General features: G+C 70.3%; 21 protein-coding genes. 7 read left to right on the forward strand and 14 right to left on the reverse strand.

What is annotated here, in order from left to right; genetic code table 11:
- The first annotated feature begins 331 nt into the window (after positions 1–331).
- Positions 332–1,495, forward strand: coding sequence for an agmatine deiminase family protein (locus ADK55_RS33595; RefSeq protein ID WP_053684452.1), 1,164 nt, complete (start codon positions 332–334; stop codon positions 1,493–1,495).
- Between the two features lie 180 nt (positions 1,496–1,675).
- On the opposite strand, the gene ADK55_RS33600 is transcribed toward ADK55_RS33595, so the two are convergent.
- The 5 genes from ADK55_RS33600 to ADK55_RS33620 all read right to left on the reverse strand — a co-directional run bounded on the left by ADK55_RS33600 (position 1,676) and on the right by ADK55_RS33620 (position 7,231).
- Positions 1,676–2,461, reverse strand: coding sequence for a crotonase/enoyl-CoA hydratase family protein (locus ADK55_RS33600; RefSeq protein ID WP_053684454.1), 786 nt, complete (start codon positions 2,459–2,461; stop codon positions 1,676–1,678).
- Between the two features lie 43 nt (positions 2,462–2,504).
- On the reverse strand, positions 2,505–3,713 hold the full coding sequence (locus tag ADK55_RS33605) for a cytochrome P450 family protein (RefSeq protein WP_063839683.1): 1,209 nt from the start codon (positions 3,711–3,713) through the stop codon (positions 2,505–2,507).
- A 609-nt stretch (positions 3,714–4,322) separates the two neighbouring features.
- Complete coding sequence (locus ADK55_RS33610; RefSeq protein WP_053684458.1) at positions 4,323–4,739, reverse strand: TOBE domain-containing protein; 417 nt, start codon at positions 4,737–4,739, stop codon at positions 4,323–4,325.
- 179 nt (positions 4,740–4,918) lie between these two features.
- Entirely contained in the window at positions 4,919–5,530 is a 612-nt protein-coding gene (locus ADK55_RS33615; protein WP_053684461.1) for an NAD(P)H-dependent oxidoreductase, read from the reverse strand.
- A 99-nt stretch (positions 5,531–5,629) separates the two neighbouring features.
- On the reverse strand, positions 5,630–7,231 hold the full coding sequence (locus ADK55_RS33620; protein WP_234350365.1) for a right-handed parallel beta-helix repeat-containing protein: 1,602 nt from the start codon (positions 7,229–7,231) through the stop codon (positions 5,630–5,632).
- A 196-nt stretch (positions 7,232–7,427) separates the two neighbouring features.
- On the opposite strand from ADK55_RS33620, the gene ADK55_RS33625 reads away from it, so the two are divergent.
- Positions 7,428–8,930: an APC family permease gene (locus ADK55_RS33625; protein WP_053684487.1), complete on the forward strand. Its 1,503-nt coding sequence runs from the start codon at positions 7,428–7,430 to the stop codon at positions 8,928–8,930.
- Positions 8,931–8,986: 56 nt separating this feature from the next.
- Here ADK55_RS33625 and ADK55_RS33630 read toward each other — a convergent pair whose 3' ends face one another.
- Positions 8,987–10,174: a glycoside hydrolase family 64 protein gene (locus tag ADK55_RS33630; RefSeq protein WP_053684464.1), complete on the reverse strand. Its 1,188-nt coding sequence runs from the start codon at positions 10,172–10,174 to the stop codon at positions 8,987–8,989.
- A gap of 414 nt (positions 10,175–10,588) precedes the next feature.
- Between ADK55_RS33630 and ADK55_RS33635 the strand changes: the two genes are divergently transcribed.
- On the forward strand, positions 10,589–12,148 hold the full coding sequence (locus tag ADK55_RS33635; RefSeq protein ID WP_199826699.1) for an alpha/beta hydrolase: 1,560 nt from the start codon (positions 10,589–10,591) through the stop codon (positions 12,146–12,148).
- A gap of 55 nt (positions 12,149–12,203) precedes the next feature.
- Here the strand turns inward: ADK55_RS33635 and ADK55_RS33640 are convergent, their stop codons facing one another.
- Entirely contained in the window at positions 12,204–12,512 is a 309-nt protein-coding gene (locus tag ADK55_RS33640; RefSeq protein ID WP_159041635.1) for a hypothetical protein, read from the reverse strand.
- Between the two features lie 236 nt (positions 12,513–12,748).
- Between ADK55_RS33640 and ADK55_RS33645 the strand changes: the two genes are divergently transcribed.
- Entirely contained in the window at positions 12,749–12,973 is a 225-nt protein-coding gene (locus tag ADK55_RS33645) for a hypothetical protein (RefSeq protein WP_063839684.1), read from the forward strand.
- A gap of 271 nt (positions 12,974–13,244) precedes the next feature.
- Here the strand turns inward: ADK55_RS33645 and ADK55_RS33650 are convergent, their stop codons facing one another.
- The 3 genes from ADK55_RS33650 to ADK55_RS33660 form a co-directional block, all read right to left on the reverse strand.
- Entirely contained in the window at positions 13,245–14,279 is a 1,035-nt protein-coding gene (locus ADK55_RS33650) for a magnesium and cobalt transport protein CorA (protein ID WP_053684468.1), read from the reverse strand.
- 118 nt (positions 14,280–14,397) lie between these two features.
- Complete coding sequence (locus ADK55_RS33655; RefSeq protein WP_053684470.1) at positions 14,398–14,790, reverse strand: VOC family protein; 393 nt, start codon at positions 14,788–14,790, stop codon at positions 14,398–14,400.
- 88 nt (positions 14,791–14,878) lie between these two features.
- Positions 14,879–16,045: an acyltransferase family protein gene (locus ADK55_RS33660; RefSeq protein WP_053684472.1), complete on the reverse strand. Its 1,167-nt coding sequence runs from the start codon at positions 16,043–16,045 to the stop codon at positions 14,879–14,881.
- Between the two features lie 172 nt (positions 16,046–16,217).
- Between ADK55_RS33660 and ADK55_RS33665 the strand changes: the two genes are divergently transcribed.
- Positions 16,218–16,601, forward strand: coding sequence for a VOC family protein (locus tag ADK55_RS33665; protein WP_053684474.1), 384 nt, complete (start codon positions 16,218–16,220; stop codon positions 16,599–16,601).
- A gap of 52 nt (positions 16,602–16,653) precedes the next feature.
- Here ADK55_RS33665 and ADK55_RS33670 read toward each other — a convergent pair whose 3' ends face one another.
- A complete protein-coding gene (locus ADK55_RS33670; RefSeq protein ID WP_063839685.1) occupies positions 16,654–17,382 on the reverse strand; it encodes a DUF4386 domain-containing protein in 729 nt (242 codons plus the stop codon).
- Between the two features lie 161 nt (positions 17,383–17,543).
- Between ADK55_RS33670 and ADK55_RS33675 the strand changes: the two genes are divergently transcribed.
- Positions 17,544–18,314, forward strand: a complete 771-nt coding sequence (locus tag ADK55_RS33675) for a TetR/AcrR family transcriptional regulator C-terminal domain-containing protein (RefSeq protein WP_053684478.1) — start codon at positions 17,544–17,546, stop codon at positions 18,312–18,314.
- Between the two features lie 93 nt (positions 18,315–18,407).
- Here ADK55_RS33675 and ADK55_RS33680 read toward each other — a convergent pair whose 3' ends face one another.
- Positions 18,408–19,391: a metallophosphoesterase gene (locus tag ADK55_RS33680; protein ID WP_053684481.1), complete on the reverse strand. Its 984-nt coding sequence runs from the start codon at positions 19,389–19,391 to the stop codon at positions 18,408–18,410.
- Positions 19,392–19,679: 288 nt separating this feature from the next.
- Positions 19,680–20,324: an SRPBCC family protein gene (locus tag ADK55_RS33685; RefSeq protein WP_053684483.1), complete on the reverse strand. Its 645-nt coding sequence runs from the start codon at positions 20,322–20,324 to the stop codon at positions 19,680–19,682.
- A gap of 194 nt (positions 20,325–20,518) precedes the next feature.
- On the opposite strand from ADK55_RS33685, the gene ADK55_RS33690 reads away from it, so the two are divergent.
- Entirely contained in the window at positions 20,519–21,172 is a 654-nt protein-coding gene (locus tag ADK55_RS33690) for a TetR/AcrR family transcriptional regulator (RefSeq protein WP_053684485.1), read from the forward strand.
- A 29-nt stretch (positions 21,173–21,201) separates the two neighbouring features.
- Here ADK55_RS33690 and ADK55_RS39390 read toward each other — a convergent pair whose 3' ends face one another.
- Positions 21,202–21,384, reverse strand: coding sequence for a hypothetical protein (locus tag ADK55_RS39390; protein WP_199826700.1), 183 nt, complete (start codon positions 21,382–21,384; stop codon positions 21,202–21,204).
- Between the last annotated feature and the right edge of the window lie 14 nt (positions 21,385–21,398).

Raw genomic sequence — 21,398 nt, forward strand, 5'->3', positions numbered from 1 at the left:
TGCGACAGTCTCGTCACCCATCTGGTGCCCGCTTCGGCCGACGACGACATCGCTCTGCTCGCCGCCCGCCTGAACAAACCCTGACGCGATCGGAGAACGAGGGTGGCGGCCGGATGCGAGCACCTCGTGAGTTGACTGAAAATTCAGTCAGTGCCAGAGTGGTCACCGAGGCCGCAGCACTCACCGTGCGGAGCGGCCGTCGCGGCGCGGAGCGCGCACTCTTGTCCGTAGGGACCGGTTTGCAGCACTTCCCGCGTGCACCCGAGCCGCATCCTCTCGCTCGCCCTGGCCGGATGTACCCCTTCCACCGGCCCACGATCGGAGTTCTCCCGTGTCCTTCCTGCCCCCCACCCGACGGACCGTCCTTCGCACCCTCGCCGGAATCGGCGCCGCCGTCGCGGGCGCCTCGGCGTGCTCCCCCGCGTCCGGAGTCACGGTCGACGCCACCGCCGGTTCCTCCCAACCCTCCACCGCGGGTGCCCGGCGCCGCTTGGGCGCCGAGTGGGAGAGCCACACCCGCACCTTCATGTCCTGGCCGGCGCTGACCTCGGTCTGGCACGAGGACCTGCGCTACGTGCGCGAGGACATCGCGAGGATCGCGCGCGCCGTCGGGGAGTACGAGGCGGTCGTCATGATGGCCCGACCCGACCAGGTCGACGCGGCTCAGCGGGCCTGTGGCTCCCAGGTCGAGGTCATCCCGCTGGCCGTCGACGACCTCTGGGCCCGCGACACCGTCCCCGTCTTCGTCGAGGAGGGCGGAAAGGTCGTCGGCGTCGACTTCAACTTCAACGGCTGGGGCAACAAGCAGAAGCAGCACCAGAACGACGCCCTGGTCGGGCGCACCGTGCTCAAGAAGTACGGGATCCCCCGGGTCCAGGCCCCCCTCGTCGCGGAAGGCGGCTCCTTCGAGCCCGACGGCGAGGGCACCTTGATGATCACCGAGAGCTCGATCGTCAACGACAACCGCAACCGCGGGAAGAACCGGGACACCATCGAGAAGGAGCTCAAGGAGACCCTCGGCGTCGAGAAGGTGATCTGGCTGGCCGGCGTCCGCGGGGAGGACATCACGGACGCCCACGTGGACAGCCTCGTGCGCTTCACCGCGCCCGGTGTGGTCCTGCTGGACCGCGCGCACCCCGGCACGCCGGCGGACTCCTGGTCGCGCTCCGCCGACCAGGCCAAGTCCGTGCTCTCCAAGGCGACGGACGCCCGTGGCAGGCGCTTCGAGATCATCGACCTGCCGCAGCCCGATCTGAACAGGATCACGGGCGAAGGCGACGACTTCGTGTCGACTTACGCCAACTTCTACATCGCCAACGACGCCGTCTTCATGCCCAAGTTCGGGGACCGCAAGGCCGACGACCGGGCCCGCGCCATCCTGCGCGAGCACTTCCCCAAGCGGGACGTGGTCCCGATCGCGATCGACACGATCGCCTCGGGCGGCGGTGGCATCCACTGCTCCACCCACGACCAGCCCGGCAAGCCCGCGGCCTGACCGTAGGCCGCTGGTACGCGCCGTTCGTCCGCCGCCCGCTCCTCGCCTGAGTCGACACCGGGGTACAGCGCCTCCCGGGCCGAACGGCCCTCCCCGCCCGCCGCATCCCGCCACCGCCGGGGCGTCGCGCACACCCCGGAGCCGGCGGGTCTGTGGGGCAGTGGGTCGGTGGGCAGTGGGTCAGTGGGTCCAGGCCGGGGGCCGCTTCTCGCAGAACGCGCGGGCGCCTTCGGCTGCCGATGCCGTACGGAACACAGGAGCGGTGAGCGGGTCCTGGGCGGCGAACGCCGCGTGGTCGTCGAGGCCCCGGGTGACCTCCACGATCCGCCGGGTGATCCGTACCGCATCGGGGGAGTTGGCGCGGATCCGGGCGGCGAGCGCGATGGCGGCGTCCAAGGCATCGCCCTCGTCCGTGAGTTGGTTGACGAGTCCGTGTCGTGCGGCGTCCGGGGCCGGGAGCGGGGAGGCGGTCAGGAGCATCTCCATGGCCAGGTGGTACGGAAGGCGGCCGGGCAGGCGAATGGCCCCGCCTTCCGAGGCGATGAGGCCACGGGCGACTTCGGGGAGCGCGAAGAACGCCGTGTCGGCGGCGGTGATCAGGTCGCAGGCGAGGGCGAGTTCGAAGCCGCCCGCCACGGCCGCCCCTTCGACCGCGGCGATGACCGGCTTCGTCCGGCGGGCGCGGGTCAGTCCGGCCAGCCCCCGGTCCGCCACCCGTGGCACCCCTTCGTCGGGAAAGGCCTTGAGGTCCATGCCGGAGCAGAAGTGGCCTCCCGCTCCGGTCAGGACACCGACCAAGAGTCCCGGGTCGGTCTCCAGGAGGGTGAGTGCGCCGGCGACGGCGTCGGCCAGGGACCGGTTGACCGCGTTGCGGACGTGGGGCCGGTTGAGGGTGATGACCAGGACGCCGTCGCGCCGCTCGGTCAGCACCACGTGTTCCGTGTCCTGCGTGTCCTGTGTGTTCATCGTGTTTCCTTCCACCTGGGGGTTGGGGAGCCGGCGGGAAGGCTCATCGCCTGACGAGGGGCAGCGCCGCCAGGCCACGCATGACACGGGCCGGGCGCCAGGGCATCTCGTCGGCCGGTTTGGCGAGCCGCACCGTGCCGAGGCGTTCGAGCAGCATGGGGAAGGCGACCGAGCCCTCGAGGCGGGCGAGGGCCGCACCGATGCAGAAGTGGGGGCCGTACCCGAAGGCGAGGTGCTCGTTGGGCGTACGGCCGAGATCGAGGCGGTCGGCGTGTGGGAAACGCCGCTCATCGCGGTTGGCGGACCCGATCAGCAGGCTCACGATCTCCCCCTCGCGGATGGTCCGCCCGTGCAGGCGGATCGATTCGCCCGCGCACCGGAACGTGGCGTCCCGCACCGGGGAGTCGTAGCGCAGGAGCTCCTCGACCGCGGTGGGGAGAAGTCCGGAGCCCGCGCCCTCGGCAGCAAGGCGCGCGGCCTGGGCGGGGTGACGCAGCAGAGCGAGCACTCCGTTGCCGATGAGGTTCATGGTGGTGTCGTGGCCGACGAGCAGCAGGAGGTAGGCGGTGGAGCGCAGTTCCTCCTCGCTCATGGCGCCGCTCTCGTCGCCCGCCCGCACCAAGGCGCCCAGCAGGTCCGCTCCGCCGCTCTCCTCACCGGCCCGCTTGCCGGCGATCAGGGTGTCCAGCAGCGCGTGCAGGTCCCGTTCGGCGCGGGCCGGGTCCGCTGACTCGTCGGGGGCGATGGTGGCCATGAGGGTGTCCCGTGTCGCCGCGGTGTCCAGGTGCTCGGGTACGCCGAGGATCGCGCAGATCATCCGGAACGTCAGGGGCGCCGCGAAGTCCGCGATCAGGTCGATGTGCACGTGGTGCTCGACCCGGTCCAGCAAGCGACCGGCCACCTCGGTGATGAAAGGTTCCAGCAGGGCGATGCGGCGGGGCACGAAGGCCGAGTTGACCAGGGTCCGCAGCCGGGTGTGGTCCGGCGGGTCGGCGTGCACCAGATGCCGGTTGAGACCTGCCGGACCCGGCACGTACCCGGGGACCCGGCCCGGGTCCTTGCTCAGACGGGCGTCGGCGAGCAGGGCGCGTACGTCCTCGTACCGGGAGATCTGCCACACGGCCGGCCGGCCGGGCCGGCGATCCACGTGGGCCGGCGCATGGTCCCGCAACCACGCGAAGTACGGGTACGGATCGCGGACCCGGGCCGCCAAGAGGTGGGCGGGGGGGCGGGGTTCGGCTTCAACAGGCACGGCGTCTCCGGCTGGGCGTTGATCAACAGACACCACACCAACGAGGTTCCGCATGCGGGGATGCGGCAGAACCAGGCCCTCCTGGCGCAGCCCGTACGCCCGGGAGGAAAGCGCGCGAGCCCGGCGCACTCCGTCCGCGCCGCGGACGGGGCGTCACGTTCCTGCCCCGGGGCACGGCCCCTGGCCTCGCATCAAGGTGGGACCGCAAGGGCTTCGGGCACGCGGACCCGCCGCGGCGTCACACCCGCGGTGTGAGAAAGCCGTGGACGCGCCTCGATGACACGGTCGGCTTCCGCGTCGGTGAGTTCGGGGGCGAGCGGCAGGCACACGGTGCGGGGCAGGACGTCGAGGGTGACCGTGATGTCGGTGGTGCGGTGGATGATCTCGCGCAGCGCCGGCTGGTCGGGAACGGCGTGCGGGTAGACCTGCTCGGTGGTGGTCCCGGTACGGCCGACGCACGGGCACCGCCCCGGCGGCCGCCACCCCCGTGGAAGACGCCGTCGTCGATGACCTCCTATCCCGCGGTCTCGTCCGACGTCTGCCCGAACGACAGAGGACCCCGCACCGGCAGGTGCGGGGCCCTCATCGCGGCGTGGACGCCGGGGATGGTCAGACGGAGAGGGAGATCTCGGTCGACTTGATGAGCGCGACCACGGAGGACCCGGCGGTCAGGTCGAGGGCCTCGACGGCGTCCTTGGTGATGGCGGCGGTCAGCTCGCCGCCCTCGACGGAGACCTTGACGGAACCCATGGCGCCACCGGTCACGACGTCGGTGACGGTGCCGGCGAGCTGGTTGCGGATCGAGATGCCCTCGACCGGGCCGGTCGCGAGGGAGACCTCGGTGGACTTCACGAGCGCCGTGACGGAGGTGCCCTCGGCGAAGCCGAGTTCCTTGACGGCGTCGGTGGTGATCGCGGCGGTGATGTCCTGACCGCCCGCCAGGCGGACCTTCACCGTGGACATGGCCTCGCCGGCCGTGACGGAGGTGATGGTGCCGGGGATCTGGTTGCGGATGCTCAGGCTCATGAAGGTAACGCCTCACTCTGGATCGGTGGGAGACGCGGCCTGCCGGCCGCCCCGTCCGTCACGCTAGCCGCATGGATCCGCGGTCGTGCGGAGCCCGTCTCATCCGCCAGGTGAATGGCCGTCGTGGCATCGCACCTTCGGCTCGCGCCCCACATCGTGACGATTCGGGACGTCCGACCTCACCGGTCGAGGGCCTCCTGCCCGAGCAGTGACGCCGCGTGCCGGCGCGCCTCCTCCAGCCACGCGGCGCGTTCTTCGCCGGACGAGTCGGTGACGGTTCGAAAGACGATCCGTCGCACCTCGCGGATTCCGACGTACGGGAGGACACACGCCGCCCAGACGTTGTGCAGGGGATCGCCGAACTCGCGCTCCTCCCGATCGGCGGGCGTGTCGGAGGTGTTGAGCACCAGAGCCCTGGTCGCCTTCAACAGACCGGCGGGTTCGCCTTCGGCGGCGCCCAGTTTGTAGGCGACACCAGGCGCCAGGACGCGCTGGACCCAGCCCGTGAGGACGGCCGGTGGCATGCCCCACCAGTTGGGGTGGATGAACACCAAGGCGTCGAGATCGGCGACTTCCGCCCGGTGCGACGCCACCTGTGGATCGTGGGCCGGCGACGCCACCTCGACCGTTCCCGTCTCCCGGGCCGTGAGCGACGGATCGAATCCCTCGGCGCAGAGGTCGTGCGCCACCACGTCCGCGCCTCGCCCCCGCAGCTCCTCCACCACGGCGCCGAACACCGCGTGGTTGAAGCTCCCCGGTCGCGGGTGGGCCAGGTACACCCCTGTACGCATGTTTCCCCCCATCGGTGCGGCCGACAGCGGCTGTGGCCGCGGCACCTACGGTACGACGACGATGGCGCACGGCCGGCGGGCCGGTGTGCCTGCGCCGGGTCACATGGCGTTCGCGGAGGCCAGCGTGCCGACGGCCTTGTCGAGGACCGCGGCGGCGCCGCCGCCCCAACCGCGCAGGTCGTTGCCGGTGATCCAGGTGCCGGTGCAGCCGGGGAGCGCGACGACGGCCGCTTCGGCGGGAACCGGGCCGTCCCCCTTGCGGACGACGTTGCCCTGGCAGGACGCGTTCGCCGCGTTGCCACCGAAGCGGATGCCGTACGTGGCCGTCGCCCCGGCCCGGTTGGCGCCGGTGATCCGGTTGTCGCGCAGGGAGATGTCGTCGGTGCCGGCTGCGATGCCGTGCCCGGCCGGGTTCAGGACGGTGTTGTGGGCGATCAAGGCACCCTGTGCGTCCGTGTCCACGCCGATGCCGTCGCCCTGGGCGTCGGTGACGGTGTTGCCGCTGATGACGGCGTGGGGGGCGTACCGGACGTGGATGCCCTGGGAGTTGCCGCCCGGGCGGGCGGTCCCGGCGATGGTGTTGCCCGAGATCGTGACGCCGTCGCACTGGGCGACGTAGATGCCGGCCTCGCCCTTGACCGTGCGGATCGTGTTGTCGGTGATGGTGACGCCGTTGTGCCGGTCGCCTCCGCTGGACACCACGATGGCGCCGCCGGTGGACGTGTCGCTGCCCGTGTTCCGGATGATGTTGCCGGTGATGGTGATGTCGTTGAGGGCGTTGCCGGCCGGGGAGCTGACCTGGATGGCGGTGACGCCGACGGATTCGATGGTGTTGCCGGCGATGACGGCCTGTTGCCAGTCGGTGGTGCGGATGCCGTAGGCGGCGCTGCGTTCGACGTGATTGCCGATGACCCGGATGTCGCGGTGGACCACGCCCTTGGCACCGCCGTGATCGCCGACCAGGGCGCCGAACGAGCGGCTTCCGTCGGCGGCCGCGCGCAGGGTGCAGCCGCTGATCAGGATGTCCTGGCAGGGCGTGTTGTCGTACGCCGGGGCGGGGAGGCTGACTGCCGAGATGGCACCGGTGATCTGTACGGCCTCCCGGTTGGTGGCGGTGTCCGTGCCCTGGCCGGTGACGTGCAGCCCGTCGAAGAGGCAGTTGACGATGCGGGCGCGCCGTACCGCGTTGAGTTCCACGGCGTGGGCGGACGGCGTGTCGAGCACCGTGCAGTCCTGGACGAGGATGCCGTCGGCGTGCGCGAAGCCGATGGCGTCGCTCTGCTGCTGGTGCGCGCTGCCGCGCATGTCCCAGGTACCGCCGAGCAGGGCGATGTCGCCGGCGCCGTCGTAGGCGGAGACCGGGGTGACCGAGTCGAAGTTCTTGACCAGGGCCCCGCAGTCCCGGGTGCGCAGGACGTGGGCTCCGTACGCGGACACGGTCATCCGGGGGCCGAGGACGAGCCCCTTGGTGAGCGGGTACCGGCCGGGCGGGATCAGCAGGGTCGCTCCCTCGGGCACGGCGCGGGCGGCCGTCAGGGCGGCCTGGAAGGCGGCGGTGTCGTCGGTGGTCCCGTCGCCCTTCGCCCCGTAGGCCAGGACGTCGTGGACGCTGCGTCGGTCGCCGGCCGCCGCGGCGGGGCCGGCGGTCACCACCTGGCCGGCGCCCAGCGCGCCCACGAATCCGCCCGCCGCCAATATCACGCCGCGTCGATCCACTGGTACTCCCCCGTCGATTCGCCTTGTTGAACGGGCCTCCCGGCCCGGAGGGGAGGCTATCGGCCGGTAGAGGAGTCGTCCGTCCGGGGGGCCGGTCCCGTGCGTCGGTCGTGACCGGCGCCGCGCGGAGGCGGACCGGGCGGGGAGACTGTGCCGGATCAGGAGAGGCGAGGTGGCTGAGGTGACTGAGGCTACGAAGGACGGGCCCGACGACGGGGGTTCCCCCGGGGGCGCCGGCTATCGGCAGGAGCTGAAACGGTCGCTCGGTTCCTTCCAGGTGTTCGCGATCTCGTTCGCGTTCATCTCGGTGGCGGTCGGGATCTTCGCCACCTTCGACCAGGTGTTGCTGACGGCGGGCCCGGTCGGGATCTGGCTCTGGCTCATCGCCGCGGTCGGGCAGACGCTCGTGGCGCTGGTGGTCGCGCAGTTCGCCGCCCGCATCCCGTTGAGCGGCTCCTCCTACCAATGGGCCTCCCGGCTCGGCAACCCCAGGGTCGGCTGGTGGTTCGGTTGGCTGACGTTCTGTTACCTGGCCATCGCCGTGGTCGCCATCGACAACGCCCTGGCGAGCCAGGCCTTCATGCCGCTGGCCGGCATGGGCCCGGACGAGGACACCGCACGCGTGATCACTCTGGTGGTGCTGGTCGTCCAGGCCCTGCTCGCCATCGCCTCGACCCGGCTGGTCAGCTGGATCAACTCGGCCGCTGTCGGACTGGAACTCGCGCTGGTCGTGGTGGTGGCGATCTCCCTCGTCATCGCCGTTCTGGTCACGGGCAACGGATCGGCGGCCAATCTGACCTCCCGCGGGGTCACCGAGGGCACCCCCGGCTACTTCGCCGTCGGCGGCGGCCTGATGCTCGCGATGATCATGGGCTTGGCCACCCTCGTCGGTTTCGACTCCGCCGCCAATCTCGCCGAGGAGGCCAAGGACCCCCGCCGCAGCGTCCCGCGCGCGATCGTCGCATCGGTCGTGGCAGCCGGCGTGCTCGGCATGCTGTTCCTGATCACCCTCACCGTCGCGATCGAGGACATCCCCCGGATCAGCAACGAGGCCTCGCCCGTGGCCGCGATCATGCACGACCGTCTCGGCTCCGTCGCCGAACGTGTGCTGCTGACCGCCATCACCTTCGCGTTCTTCGGCGCGGGCATCGTCGTGATGGTTTCCTGCTCCCGCCTCGTCTACGCCATGTCCCGCGACTCCCGCTTCCCCGGCCACCAGGTGATGCGGCGGGTCAGCCCGCGCACGCACACCCCCATCCCGGCGACCGTGCTGATCCTCGCCCTCGGGGCGGTCCTGATGGTCGCGCTTCCCGGCGCGGCGCTGCTGGAGCTGATCACCGCCTCGACCATCCTGCCCGCCCTCATCTACGGATCCACGATCGTCCTCTACCTCGCCGTACGCGGACGGCTCGACCGCCAGAAGGGCGCGTTCGACCTGGGGCGCGGCGAACTGCCCGTGGCGGTCTGCGCCCTGGTCTGGACCCTCTTCGCCCTCTTCGTGCTCGTGGCACCGGACGAGGCGCTCACCTCCGTCGTCATCGTCGCGGGCCTGCTCGTCCTCGGAGCCCTGTTCTTCCTCGGCATGCTGCTTTTCGACCGCCAGGCACTGGCCCCGGAGCCCACGTCCCGGTCCGCGTCAGGACCGACGTCGGGGCCCGGGGGCGACAGCACCCCCGGGCCCTGACGGCGAAGCCGGGTCCGGCACGTTCCCCGTCGGGTGGGCCGGCGGTCCGGCACGTGCTAGTTGTACGGCTCCAGGGTCATGAAGGCCTCCTGCGGATTGCCGTCGTGCACCAACGACTCGTGGGCACCCACGTCATCGAAGGCGAAGCCGTACGCCTTGCCGTCGGCCATCTGACCGTGGATGACGCGGGAGTAGTGATTGGTGACGGCGTCACGGTAGAAGTTGCCCCCGTTCGCGTCGGGTTGGTTGGGGTTCGTCAGGAGCGTCGACCGGTTGAAGCCCGCGCAGAGGGTGCGGGAGATCGGGCCGCGGACGAGGTCGTTGGGTGCGTCCAGGAGCTTGTAGCAGCCGAAGATGCTGTCGGAGTCCGGCTTCTGGAAGCCGGCGACCACCGCTCCCGAGGCATTGGTGAAGCTCATGACGTTGCCCGAGACCCGGCCGAAGTACTTGGTGTTCGGTTCGTTCGCGAACGGTGTCACGGTGAGCGTGGAAGAGCTGTACTTGTTCCAGACCCGGTTGACGTAGTCGCTCATGGCGCCGGCCGGGATTCCCCCTGCCTCGATGCCGTGCCCGGGCGAGAGTGCTCGCAGCGGTGTGCCGTCGGCGCGGCTCTGGATCAGTCCGCCCCAGCCGGCCGAACGCAGTTGGTCGAAGACGGCGTTGTATCCGCCCGGCTTGAGCCGGCCGACCTGGGCGACCGTGCCGTTGGCCGCCTTGACGCCCACCGCGTAGGGAGCCGAGAACATGTCGACCTGGGTGCTGTTGATCCACAGGCCGGCGTCGTTCAGCGTGTACTCGGACCAGTTGAACAGGATGTTGCGGTTGGGGTCGGAGGGGTTCTGCACGGCGGGCTGCACCAGGCCGCCGGTGGTGAGCTTGAAGACGATCTTCTGCCCGATGGAGAAGTAGACGCGTCCGGAGAACTTGGGCATCCGGATCGTGCGTGTCTGCCCGTTGGCCGGACCCGCGATCGACGCGTCGGGTGCGGGGGTGGGTGGATTGCCGCCCGCGGGCCAGGGATGGAACGTGCCGTTGGCGTCTGCCCAGCCCTGCTGCCCGGTCGTGAGCAGGGTGCCCAGGTTGTAGACGTAGACCGGCTCGCCGCGTCCCGAGTTGTTCTTGATCGTGAGCGGGATGGTCGCCGGTACGGCCTCCGCGGACGTCGATGGGCCGAAGACCATCAGGCCGGCGGCGACGACCAGCGCCGAGACGCCGGAACCCAGCACTTTCGATAAGCGGAACATGCTCTTCCTCCTGGTGGGGGGAGCCTGCCGGTGGGGGTGCGCCGCCCCTCGCACCCTGGGGGGCGACGGGGCGGGGCGGGCAGGGCGGGGAGGGATGCCTTGAATACTTGGAGCGGTCTCAGAATCAGGTTGTGTTCACCTCCTGTCAATGAATCCGGCACGGCCTCGAGAGTCCGATCGTCTGCGCGGCGGCCGAGAGGACGGGCGTACAGGTCTCGCGTACCGCGTGGCGGCGTCCGCACGACGGCCGGATGCCGACGGGAATCGGGAACGGGCCGTCAACTCCTGGTGGCCGACGGGGTCGGCGGCTACGTTGTCGCCTGTTCCCCAGCCACTCGTGAGCCACTCGTGACGGAGGACCACCGCATGCTGAACCGTTTGACCCGCATTCCGCGCAGACGAGTGGGAGGGGGAATGTCCCTCGTCCTGATCGCGGTCACCGCGCTCCTCGGGGCCGCGCCCGTGGCCGCCACGGCGACGACTCCCCCCGCGCCGCCCGTTCCCGTCCTGACCTGGGGCCCCTGCGCCGACCCCGGCGACGGTTTCGAGTGTGCGACCGCCCGGGTACCGCTTGACTACCGGAGACCCACCGGGCCCACGATCCCGCTCGCGGTCACCCGGCACCTCGCAACCGACCAGGCCGGTCGCACCGGTGTCCTGGTCCTGCATCCGGGCGGCCCCGGCAACTCCGGCGTGAACTTCGCCCGTGACAGTTACGACGCGCTCCCCGCCCCTCTCCGTGACACGTTCGACGTCGTCGGGTACGACATGCGCGGTGTGGCGCGCAGCGGACAGGTGGAGTGCTGGGACGACAAGGAGTACTCCGCCGCCGTCGACGCCGCGCGCGGCGTGCCCGGCCCGGGGGCCCTGCGCGGGGCCATTCGGCAGGGGCTCGACTTCGCCACCGCCTGCCGGCAACGGTCGGGTGACCTCGTGCCGTTCATCGGCACCGCCTCGAACGCCAAGGACATGGACCTGCTCCGCCAGGCCCTCGGAGAGGAGACGCTCTCCTTCTACGGTCGTTCCTTCGGGAGTTACGTCGGCACCGTCTACGCCGCACAGTTCCCCCGACGGGTCCGCGCCATGGTCCTGGACGGGGCCTACGATCCAGAGCACTACGCCAACGTGCCGTACGCCTACGACGCCAGACAGTTCGTCGCCCTGGACACGGCGGTGGGCCGCTTCCTGGACTGGTGCGCGCAGGATGCAGCCACCTGCGGGTTCGGCGAAGGGCGCCCGCGGCAGGCCTTCGAACAGCTCAAGCGGGACTTGGACGCCGACCCCGTCATCACCGCGAGCGGACGCCCGGCAACGGGCTACACCCTCGCCTACCGACTGATGTTCAACATCAACTCGGGCAAGGAGGTCTGGCCCTATCTCGGAGAGGCCCTGCGGGCGGCCCAGGCACGCCAGGGCTCGTTCCTGCTGTCCCCGCCCTCCCCCGCTTCCTTCGACTTCCTCAACGTCAACATGGCCGTCGAGTGCGCGGACCGCACCTATCCGACGAACCCCCTGCTGCTGGGCGCGCTCGTCAGCGCACACGTCGCCTCCGCGCCGCTGCTGGGACCGCCCATCGGCCTCGGGCCGCCCACCTACGACCACAACCACGCACCCACCTGCGCCCAGTGGCCGGCGGAGCGCCCGAGCCGCTTCGAAGGCTCCTACCGGGCGGCCGGTTCCGCCCCGATCCTGATCCTCGGCACGACCGGAGACCCGGACACCCCGTACCAGGACGCCCGGGCCCTCGCCCGGACGCTGGACAACGGGCGGCTGCTGACCTTCAACGCCGAAGGACACACCGCGTACAACCGGAGCGCATGCGTGAGCGCGCTGGTCAACGACTACCTGGCCACTCTGGCGCTGCCCGCGCGGGGAACCGTCTGCGCGGACGAGACGCCCCCGCAACCACCGACCCTCCGCACCGAAGGGATCGCGGTCGACGAGACGCGCGATGTGATCCCCGCCCCGCGCTGAGCCGTCGCCCGGGACACGTGCGCCGACTCCGCGGCGGGCGAGGGGAGTTCAGGTCTCAGCGCCGCAGGGGCACGTGGGGACCGTGGCCGAGCACGTAGGAGACCGACACGATCGCGGCGATCCACACGGCCACTCCGGCCCAGACCAGGCGCCCTTCTCCGCTCATGCCGGCCGCCACCACCAGGGCCAGCGCGGCACACAGCAAAGTGGCCATCACCACCATCAAGCCGACCGGCAGCCGACGCCGCGCCCGCCGATCCGGCCGAGCACGGCTCCCGCCGTGTGACTCGTCCCGCAGGCCCGCGACCAGCTGGTCCCAGGCGGCCGACTCCCGCACCGTCAACCGTTCCCTCTCCACACCCACCCCCGGACCACACCCAGCACCACGCTGCTCCCCGCGCGGATACCCCGCCGACCCCGCCTCATGCGGGCATTCCGCGCGGGTGGACGGGGCGCTCCGATTCCGTGCGGCGGGCAGAGACGTGCCCGTGCGGCAGGCACGTACGCGCGGGTCGGCCGGGAGGGCGGTGGTCGGGCGGCGCGCCGCCCGACCGGATCGCTCGGGGTGCCCTCGCGTTCGACCTGACGCAGGCTGGGTGGATGGCCGACCAGACGGAGATCGTCATCCATCCCGTGTCGCCGAAGGGCGGGCGGAAAGTCACGGTGCACGCGCTGGGCGTGGACGCGGACCTGGGCCGCGCGCACTCCACGAGCGATGTCTCCGAGTTCCTCCGGCGTGCCGGGCTGGAGGGCGTGGACCTGTCCGAGGAGGGCCCGATCCGTTGGGAAGGCGGCGGCCCCGAGGTCTGGACCTCCGGTACCTGACAGCCGGCGTGCGGCAGACTCCGGCCGGGCTCGGACAGGGTCGCGAGGGCGGGGCGGCCCGCGCGGGGTGGTGGTCGCTCTCCCTGCCCCGGGGCCGCTGCGTGGTGCAGCCCGGGGCAGGGGGCGGTGAGTCTCGACCGCCCGTCTCGGGACGGCCGGGACCCCCGTCAGAACACACCAGCCGGCTGCCTCCGAGCCCGCCACCACACCGGCGGAGCACTTCCGGCCACCCGCATGGGTGGGTGGGGAGGGCGGTGTGCGGGCGCGAGCCCTACAGCCACTTGTTGCGCCGCAGGGCCCGGTACACGACGGAACAGACGACGATGATGAGCACCCAGACCGCGGGGTAGCCGTAGGGCGAGGTGAGTTCGGGCATGTGCTCGAAGTTCATGCCGTACACCCCGACGATCATGGTGGGGACGGCGATGAGGGCGGCCCAGGCGCTGATGCGGCGCATGTCCGCGTTCTGCTGAACGCCGAGCTGGGCGATGCCGGCGCTGAGCATGCCGGTGATGAGTTCGTCGAAGGACAGGATCTGTTCGCTCACCCGCTGGTGGTGGTCGGCGACGTCCCGGAAGTAGGTGGCCACTTCGCTCGGGATCTGGGGACTGTCCTCACTGAGGCGTCGCAGCGCGGGGGCCAGGGGCATGACGGCGCGCTTGAATTCGAGGAGTTCCCGCTTGAGCTGGTAGATGCGCCCGGCGTCGACCGGCCGGTCCGGGGAGAAGACCTCGCTCTCCAGTGTGTCGACGTCGCCCGCGAACGCGTCGGCCACCTCCAGGTAGCGGTCGACGACCATGTCCGAGACCGCGTGCAGGACCGCGGCGGGGCCACAGCCCAACTGGCGCGGGTCGTCCTGCAACTGTTGCCGTACGCCTTCCAGCGGCGGGGCGCTGCCGTGGCGGACGGTGATCGCGTACCCGGGACCGGCGAACACCATGATCTCGCCGGTGTCGACGATCTCGCTGGTCGCGGTGACCTTGTCGTGGTCCACGTACACGATCGTCTTGAGTACCAGGAACAGCATGTCCTCGTAGCGTTCCAGCTTGGGCCGCTGGTGGGCGTGGACGGCGTCCTCGACCGCGAGGGGGTGCAGGCCGAAGGCCACGGCGACCTCCTGAAGCTGCTCCGCCGTGGGCTCGTACAGGCCGATCCACGCGAACCGCCCCGCCTTCGGGTCTATGCGGTCCAGGACCTTGCCCAGGTTCACCTGTCCGGGGATGCGGCGCCCGTTCTCGTAGAGGGCGCAGTCCACCACCGCCGACGGCAGACCCGCACCGCCCTTGCCGTCCTGCTGCGCCGCCATGTTCCGCCTCTTGTCCGTCGTCCGTCGTCCGTCAGGTAGGCGAGCCGCCTACCCCCGGCCGGCGATTTCTCACCCGGCGGCGCCTGTGACATAGGTCGGCCGACGGATCGGCGGGCTCCTACTGCGGCTGTGTGGCGATCTGGATCAGGTTTCCGCAGGTGTCGTCGAAGACGGCGGTGGTGACGGGGCCCATCTCCACGGGCTCCTGCGTGAAGCGGACACCGAGACCGCGCAGGCGCTCGTACTCCGCCCGCACGTCGTCGACGGCGAACTGGGCGAGCGGGATGCCGTCGCCCACGAGCGTGTCGCGGTACGGCTTGACGGCGGGGTGGCCGGCGGGCTCCAGGAGGAGTTCGGTGCCGCCGAGCTCGTCGGGCGAGACGACGGTCAGCCACCGGTACTCCTCGCCCACGGGGACGTCGTGCTTCTTCACGAAGCCGAGGATCTCGGTGTAGAAGGCCAGGGCCTTGGCCTGGTCGTCGACGAAGACGCTGGTCAGATGGATCTTCATGGGGTGTTCTCCTTATCAAGGGAGTTCGCAGCCGTGTGCCGAATCGGGCGCCGACTGCGGGGCCGGGAACCGGGCGCACGGAGGCACTTCAGCGATGCGTCAGATCCGGTTGGGAGACTCGTTCCCGGCGTTGTTTCGGCAGCGCCGACAGCGTCGGCGCATGCGCCGGAGTGCTCCGCCGGATGTCTTCCACGCCGGACCGCATCGCCGAACGAAGCCGGCGGGAGAGGGGCCGCTCCACGAACCGGTGGATCAGCCAGGCGACGACCAGCATCGTGGCGGTGACGGTGCCGACCAGGGCGCCGGCCGGCATCTTGTCCCGGAAGTGGTGGATCAGGGTGATGCCCGCCGTCATGTGGATGATGTACAGCGGGTAGGTGATGGCACCGGCGGTGGACAGCCAACGCCACTGGATCCGATCCAGCCACCCGAGCGCGATGGCGGCCATCGTCAGGAAGCCGATGGCGATGATGAGCTGGGCCGGCCAGATCGGCAACCGCTCCGCGAGCTCCGGGCCGAGGTTGGTGGCCATGCGTCCGCGAATGTAGTTCTGGGCCAGGAGGAACTGGCAGCCGACGATTCCCCAGAGCAGGCCGGAGGGGCGGAATCGCCGCATCAGATAGAAGGCCACGCCCGCGATGAAGTACGGGGAGTACTGCGGGATGGCGAAGAAGTGCAGCAGCTGGAAATCGGTGGCGGGGGCGACGACGCCGGCTGCCGTCCACAGCCCGATGAACACGATGCAGTTGCGGTACGTGACCCCGACGCGGATGACGAGGGCAAAGAGCGCGTAGAACTTGAGCTCTTCGAAAAGGGTCCAGTACGCGTGGTCGAGGTTCGGGACCCCCAGCCCTCCCTGGAACATCGTGATGTTGACCAGGATGTCGGTCCACCCGCCCATGCGCCACACCTCGGGCAGCACCCACAGCACGAGCGCCGTGAAGGCGATACCGGCCCAATACGCGGGGAAGAGCCGCGAGACGCGCGACGTCGCGAACTCACCGACCGTGCGACCCCACGCGCTCATACAGATGACGAAGCCGCTGACGATGAAGAAGACCTCGACGCCGAGCCAGCCGTAGAGAGCGAGGGGCTCGAGCGCGGGAAAGAGATGTTCGGTGCTGTCGAGCCCCCAGGCCCTGCCGAGCCCGACATAGTGGTACAGGACCACGAAGAGCGCCGCGGATATTCGTATGGCGTCGAGTGCGTAGAGTCGCCGTGCCGGCGCCTGGCCGATCGTTCGTGTCCCGGCCATAGAGCGGCCGCCTCCTCTGCAGTTCTGCGGATCGGGTCAACGGGGACCGTACAGGTTTCCCGCGGAAACGGCAGCGCGGAGTCCGGATCTGGGCGACTCCGATACGACGGCACGGACGCCGCCGGCCGTCGACACCGCCGCCCGGCAGGGCGGACGTGGCTATCCTCGCGGCATGGCATGTCGAATCAGCGAACTCGTCATCGATGCGGAAGACCCCGACAGGCTGGCCGCGTTCTGGTGCGATGTCCTCGGCTACGTCGAGCTGGGTCGAGAGGCCGACGGCAGCGTCGAGATCGGCCCGCCCGGCGTCGGGTTCGGCGGCGCGCAGCCCACCCTCGTCTTCAACGCGGGCCGCGACCCCCGGCAGGGGAAGCTCCCGCTGCACATCGACGTCAACGCCACCGATCGCGACCAGGACGCCGAACTGGACAGGTTGCTGGCGCTGGGGGCGGTGCCCGTCGACGTCGGCCAGACCGGAGAAGAGAGCTGGCACGTCCTGGCCGACCCCGAGGGCAACGAGTTCTGTCTCCTGCGCACTCGGCTGAAGCCCCTCTGACCCCCCGCCCCCGGCGAGCGAGCACGGGCCGGCCGGCGCGCTCTCGTGGCGATCAGGCCCGAAGGGCTCCCGCACTCGCCCCGGCGGGGGCGAGTGCCGTGTGGGGAGCGTCGGCCGCGCCGACCCGGGGCCGATCGAACCCCTTGACGATGAGACGGACCGCGAGCGCCACCTCCCAGGCGAACACCGGGACGGCCAGGGCCGAGCCCGTGACCGAGACCTGCTCGTAGGCCCCGAACATCACGGCCACTCCGGAGGCGCAGATCAGCGGGCCGCCGACCAGCCCCAGCAGGGCGATGAACCGCGGCACGAGCCGCGAGCGGTACATCGCGTACGCCAGCAGCGTCGTGTTGAGGCCCAGGGCGACGTTCGGCCCGAGCAGGAACGTCCATTCGTGCAGGGCCACGAGGGCCCGGTCGGCGCCGGCGACGCCCTCGACCCCCATCGCTTCCCGTCGCAGCGTCAGGAGGGTCAGGACGCTGAGCACGCCGACCGTGATCACGGCGGCTTCCAGGAGGCGCAGGCATGCGTATCCGAGCGCCATCGCCTCGTACCGCCTCCTGACGACGGGATACAGCACCACCCCGGTCCCGATGACGGCTGCCACGAGGACCAGTTCGCACAGCGCCCCGAGGAGCGCCGAGGTGACGGCGTCGGGTCCGGGGGCTCCCGGCGCCCCGTCCAGGACGGGGCGGTCGAGGGCCAGCCCTCCGATCGCGGCGATCTCGGTCACCAGGAACAGCACGCCCGCGGCCACCGCGGTCCTTCTGTCTGAACTCATCTTCGATCCTTTCGACCAGGCAGGTGTACGCCGTACACCTCGCGGCCACGGTAGGTGTACGACGTACACTCGTCAAGTGCGGGTACGTACGCACCCACGCAGGCACACCCCGACCCGCCCCGACCCGATCGCCCGATCGCCCGATCACGAGGAGAGAAGAGATGGCACAGCAGCCGGAGGCCGGGCGCCGGGCGCCGCTCAACCGGGAGCGCGTCCTGCGGGCGGCCATCGCGCTCGCGGACGACGGCGGCATCGAGTCGCTCAGCATGCGCAAGCTCGCCCAGGAGTTGGGTGTCGTACCGATGGCCCTCTACAAGCACGTTCCCAACAAGGAGCAGCTCCTTGACGGCATGGTCGACACGGTCGTGGCCCGGATCGACCTCCCGGCGAGCGGCTCCGGCTGGAAGGACGTGGTTCGCGGGCGTGTGCTGTCGGCCCGCCGCGTGCTCCTGCGGCACCGCTGGGCCGCGCAGGTGATCGAGTCGCGCACCGGGCCGACCCCGGCCGTACTGGAGTACCTGGACTCGATGATCGGGACGTTCCGCGACGGAGGCTTCTCCGTCGACCTCACCCATCACGCGATGCACGCCATGGGGAGTCGACTGCTGGGCTTCAGCCAGGAGCTGTTCGACGACTCCGGGAGCGGCGGCCCGAACGGCGACCCGAGCGACGGCCCGAAAAGCGACCCGAACGGCGACCCGAACGGCGGGGCCGAGGCACTCGCGGCAGGGGCCGCGATGGCGGCACGTTACCCGCGGATCGCCGAGCTGGCGGCGGGGGCCACCCATGACGGGACGTCGGTCGTCGGCGCCCGGCGCTGCGACGATCAGTTCGAGTTCGAGTTCGCGCTGGACCTCATCCTGGACGGGCTGGAGAGACTCCACCGGCGGGGATGGACGTCCACGAACCCACCCGGCGCCGCCGGCGCCTGAGGAACCCGACGGGCGCGACGCGGGAACAGGCCGTGGCCGGCACCGTCCCCCTCGGTGCCGGCCACGGGGTCAGCGGTTGACTGGTTCAGTGGTTCAGCGGCGGGCGTGGGAACGTGCGGGCGGGAAGCTCACGTTCTGGAGCGTGAACTGGTTCTTCGTGTCGGTCAGGTTCTTGTTGAGATACGGCGAGTAGGTCTGGACGCCGACCGTCTTCGCCGTCGGGTTGAATTCGAGGATCCGGAAGTAGCTGTTCGGGCCGAGTGCGCCGGGGTTCTGGTAGTCGGCCTGGATCTGGTGGACGGTGTTTCCGTTCACCCCCTTCTCCACGATCACCCCCTGGTTGACGTAGTGGCCCGAGAACACCATCGTCACGTTGGGGTGCCGGCTGACCATCCGGGTCCAGAGCTTCTGGCCGACGCTGTCCTTCGTCGTGCCGTTCTGGTAGGCGTGGGTCACGATCATGACCTGGCGGTCGGGGTGCTCGGAGATCACCTTGTTGCCCCAGGCGATCTCGTCGTCGGTGGGCGCGTACTTCAGCGCGAGGATGAGCCAGTTCGTTCCTCCGGCCGAGAACACGTGGAAGCTGTTGTCGTTCTGCGCGGCCGGGTAAGTGCCGCCGAACGACGGCAGGTTCGCGAAGGCACTCCGCGGGAAGTTGCGGTTGAACGCCACCGCGTCACGTACCACGATCGGGTTCTGGCCCTTGGGCATCGCGTCCATGTCGTGGTTGCCCACCGCGAGGATGTACGGGGTCGCACCGTTCAACTGCCGCAACGCGCCGGTCGCGTTGGTCCACTGGGACGACTGGTCGGAGTCGTCGACGATGTCACCCTCGTGGATCGCGTACTTGATGTTCCGCGCGATCGTGTTCTCCTTGATCCACTTTCCCTGGGCGTTGAAGGCCTGCGGGAAGCTCTCCGCCGAGTACTGCGTGTCGGGGAGAACCACGATGCTGAACTTCTCGGGCGCCTTCGCGTGCGGCGCCGAACGATCGGCGGCTGTTGCGGGGAGCGCCACGAGGCCGACCGATAAGCCGGCCGCGACAACGCCGAGTACCCGTGCCCTGAAACGCGTCATCACCATCTCCGTAGACGTCGAACGGGCGGTCGCCTCACGATGGCAAGGACGTCCGGCCGTCAGATGTCGACAGGGAAGTCGGGGATGAAACGTCTCGCGGCGAACAGGGAGGGGCGTCGGCGAAACACGTCCCTCCGTCGGTGCGTGCGCTGTTGGGAAGGGCGCCGAGCGTCAGGAAGCGGGCGGCGTTCTCGTCGAGCCTTACGAGGAAGCCGAGTTCGGACCATCAGGCGTCGGGCGCGGGCGCCTGAACCCTGATGCGCGGCGAGGGCGGGGCTGGTTCCTTCGTCACCGCGGCCGGTCGCCGGCGCGCGATTCGGCGGCGGACTTCAGGTCACGCAGCCATGCTTCGAGGCCCTCGCGGAGGATCCGGGTGGCGGTGGGAACGTCGGCCTCGACCTGGGCGCCGGTGTGGGTCTCCTCCGTACTCACGCGCACGCCACCCTTGACCTTGGTGAAGTTCCACACGTGGATGCCGTCGATACGCAGGCCTTCGCCGATCGCGGGGCCGGTCCAGCGGAGGCAGGCGCCGTGCTCGATCTGCCGGACGGTGGAGGTGATCTCCAGGCTCGTGGCGGGAGTCGTCGGGTTGGGCGGTACCGGAACCGTCCATCGGAATGCCGAACCCCCGCGGAACGGGCCGTGATCCAGGCGTTGCGCCGTCTCGACGGGGGTCTGCCAGTGCGGCCAGCGCTCCACGTCGGTCTGCAGCTTCCAGACGGTGTGCAGCGGGGCGTTGATGACGATCTCGCTCCGGTGGCGGACGAGGGCGCCCGGGTCGACGCCTTTCTCGCGGCAGGTGAGGGGCTTGTCGGGGCGGGTGCCGTGGGAACCGCCGGCCGCGGCAGGTCCGGCTGCGGTGCCGAGAAGGCCGAGGACGAGCGGAACGGTGAAGAGGGCGGTGCGGACGCCGGTGCCGCGCATGGCGGACATGGTGGTCTCCTCTGTCGGTCGGTGCGGGTGCTTCCCGCTCGAACGGGACGCGCGGGCCCACACCCTCCCTGGATATAGGTTCACGCGTTCGTTAGAAGTTATAACGATTGGCCAAGTGGCCGGTCAATGGCAGCGTGATACCTTCTCACCAACCCTTGAGGGTGTAGCGGTACGAACCGGGACGGTGGCAGAGCATGGCGACGACGGGCGCGAGCACCCCGCGGGAGCGCTACCGAGCCCAGGTGCGGACGGAGATCACGGAACGCGCCTGGGAGCAGATCGCCACGGCGGGGGCGTCAGCGCTCTCGCTCAACGCGATTGCCAAACAGATGGGCATGAGCGGACCGGCCCTCTACCGCTATTTCGCCAGTCGCGACGACCTGATCACCGAACTCGTCCGGGGGGCATACCGAAGCCTCGCCGACGTCCTCGGCGAGGCTTCCTCCACCGGTGCGGACCTTGCCGGGCTGGCTCACACCCTGCGCGGCTGGGCCTTGGCGGACCCTCAGCGGTACCTCCTCGTCTACGGCACCCCGATCCCCGGCTATCAAGCCCCCGAGGACACCCTCGCCATCTCCTCCGAGATCATGACGATCCTGCTCGACGCGTGTACGGCGCTCACCCCGGGCAACACCGTGACGGCCTTCGGCACCCATCTGGAGGGCCACCGGGACTGGGCCGCCGGCAACCCCGCCCCGCCCGAGGCCCTCCACCGGTTCCTGACGTTCTGGACCCGCATGCACGGCGTCCTGTCACTGGAACTCGCCGGGCATTTCGCGGGCATGGACCTCGACCCGGCGCTGCTCTTCGCGGCGGAACTGGAAGACCTGCTGAAACCTCGATCCTGAGGCCCCCGCCCCACTGGTCCGCACCTCCGTCATTCTTGGTTCTGCTGGTTCTGGTTCTGCTGGTTCTGCTGGTTCTGCTTCTGGTTCTGCTGGTTCTGGTCGTTCTGGTTCTGCTGCTCGTTCTGGTTCTGGTCGTTCTGCGTCGAGTCGTCCTGCTTCTCGGTCGACTCCTTGAAGCCACTGCACTCCGTGCGGTCATTGCCTTGCGACACGGTGTACTTGGCGT

The sequence above is a fragment of the Streptomyces sp. WM4235 genome (genome assembly GCF_001279725.1).
In the GTDB taxonomy this organism is placed as follows: domain Bacteria; phylum Actinomycetota; class Actinomycetes; order Streptomycetales; family Streptomycetaceae; genus Streptomyces.

Coding starts and splice junctions, on each gene's coding strand:
- ADK55_RS33600 (WP_053684454.1), bottom strand. CDS start 2,461: ATGAACACACAGGACACGCAGGACACGGAACACGTGGTGCTGACCGAG.
- ADK55_RS33655 (WP_053684470.1), bottom strand. CDS start 14,790: ATGAAGATCCATCTGACCAGCGTCTTCGTCGACGACCAGGCCAAGGCC.
- ADK55_RS33660 (WP_053684472.1), bottom strand. CDS start 16,045: ATGGCCGGGACACGAACGATCGGCCAGGCGCCGGCACGGCGACTCTAC.
- ADK55_RS33630 (WP_053684464.1), bottom strand. CDS start 10,174: ATGTTCCGCTTATCGAAAGTGCTGGGTTCCGGCGTCTCGGCGCTGGTC.
- ADK55_RS33680 (WP_053684481.1), bottom strand. CDS start 19,391: ATGACGCGTTTCAGGGCACGGGTACTCGGCGTTGTCGCGGCCGGCTTA.
- ADK55_RS33635 (WP_199826699.1), top strand. CDS start 10,589: ATGTCCCTCGTCCTGATCGCGGTCACCGCGCTCCTCGGGGCCGCGCCC.
- ADK55_RS33685 (WP_053684483.1), bottom strand. CDS start 20,324: ATGTCCGCCATGCGCGGCACCGGCGTCCGCACCGCCCTCTTCACCGTT.
- ADK55_RS33670 (WP_063839685.1), bottom strand. CDS start 17,382: ATGAGTTCAGACAGAAGGACCGCGGTGGCCGCGGGCGTGCTGTTCCTG.
- ADK55_RS33615 (WP_053684461.1), bottom strand. CDS start 5,530: ATGCGTACAGGGGTGTACCTGGCCCACCCGCGACCGGGGAGCTTCAAC.
- ADK55_RS33690 (WP_053684485.1), top strand. CDS start 20,519: ATGGCGACGACGGGCGCGAGCACCCCGCGGGAGCGCTACCGAGCCCAG.
- ADK55_RS33610 (WP_053684458.1), bottom strand. CDS start 4,739: ATGAGCCTGAGCATCCGCAACCAGATCCCCGGCACCATCACCTCCGTC.
- ADK55_RS33645 (WP_063839684.1), top strand. CDS start 12,749: ATGGCCGACCAGACGGAGATCGTCATCCATCCCGTGTCGCCGAAGGGC.
- ADK55_RS33665 (WP_053684474.1), top strand. CDS start 16,218: ATGGCATGTCGAATCAGCGAACTCGTCATCGATGCGGAAGACCCCGAC.
- ADK55_RS33675 (WP_053684478.1), top strand. CDS start 17,544: ATGGCACAGCAGCCGGAGGCCGGGCGCCGGGCGCCGCTCAACCGGGAG.
- ADK55_RS33650 (WP_053684468.1), bottom strand. CDS start 14,279: ATGGCGGCGCAGCAGGACGGCAAGGGCGGTGCGGGTCTGCCGTCGGCG.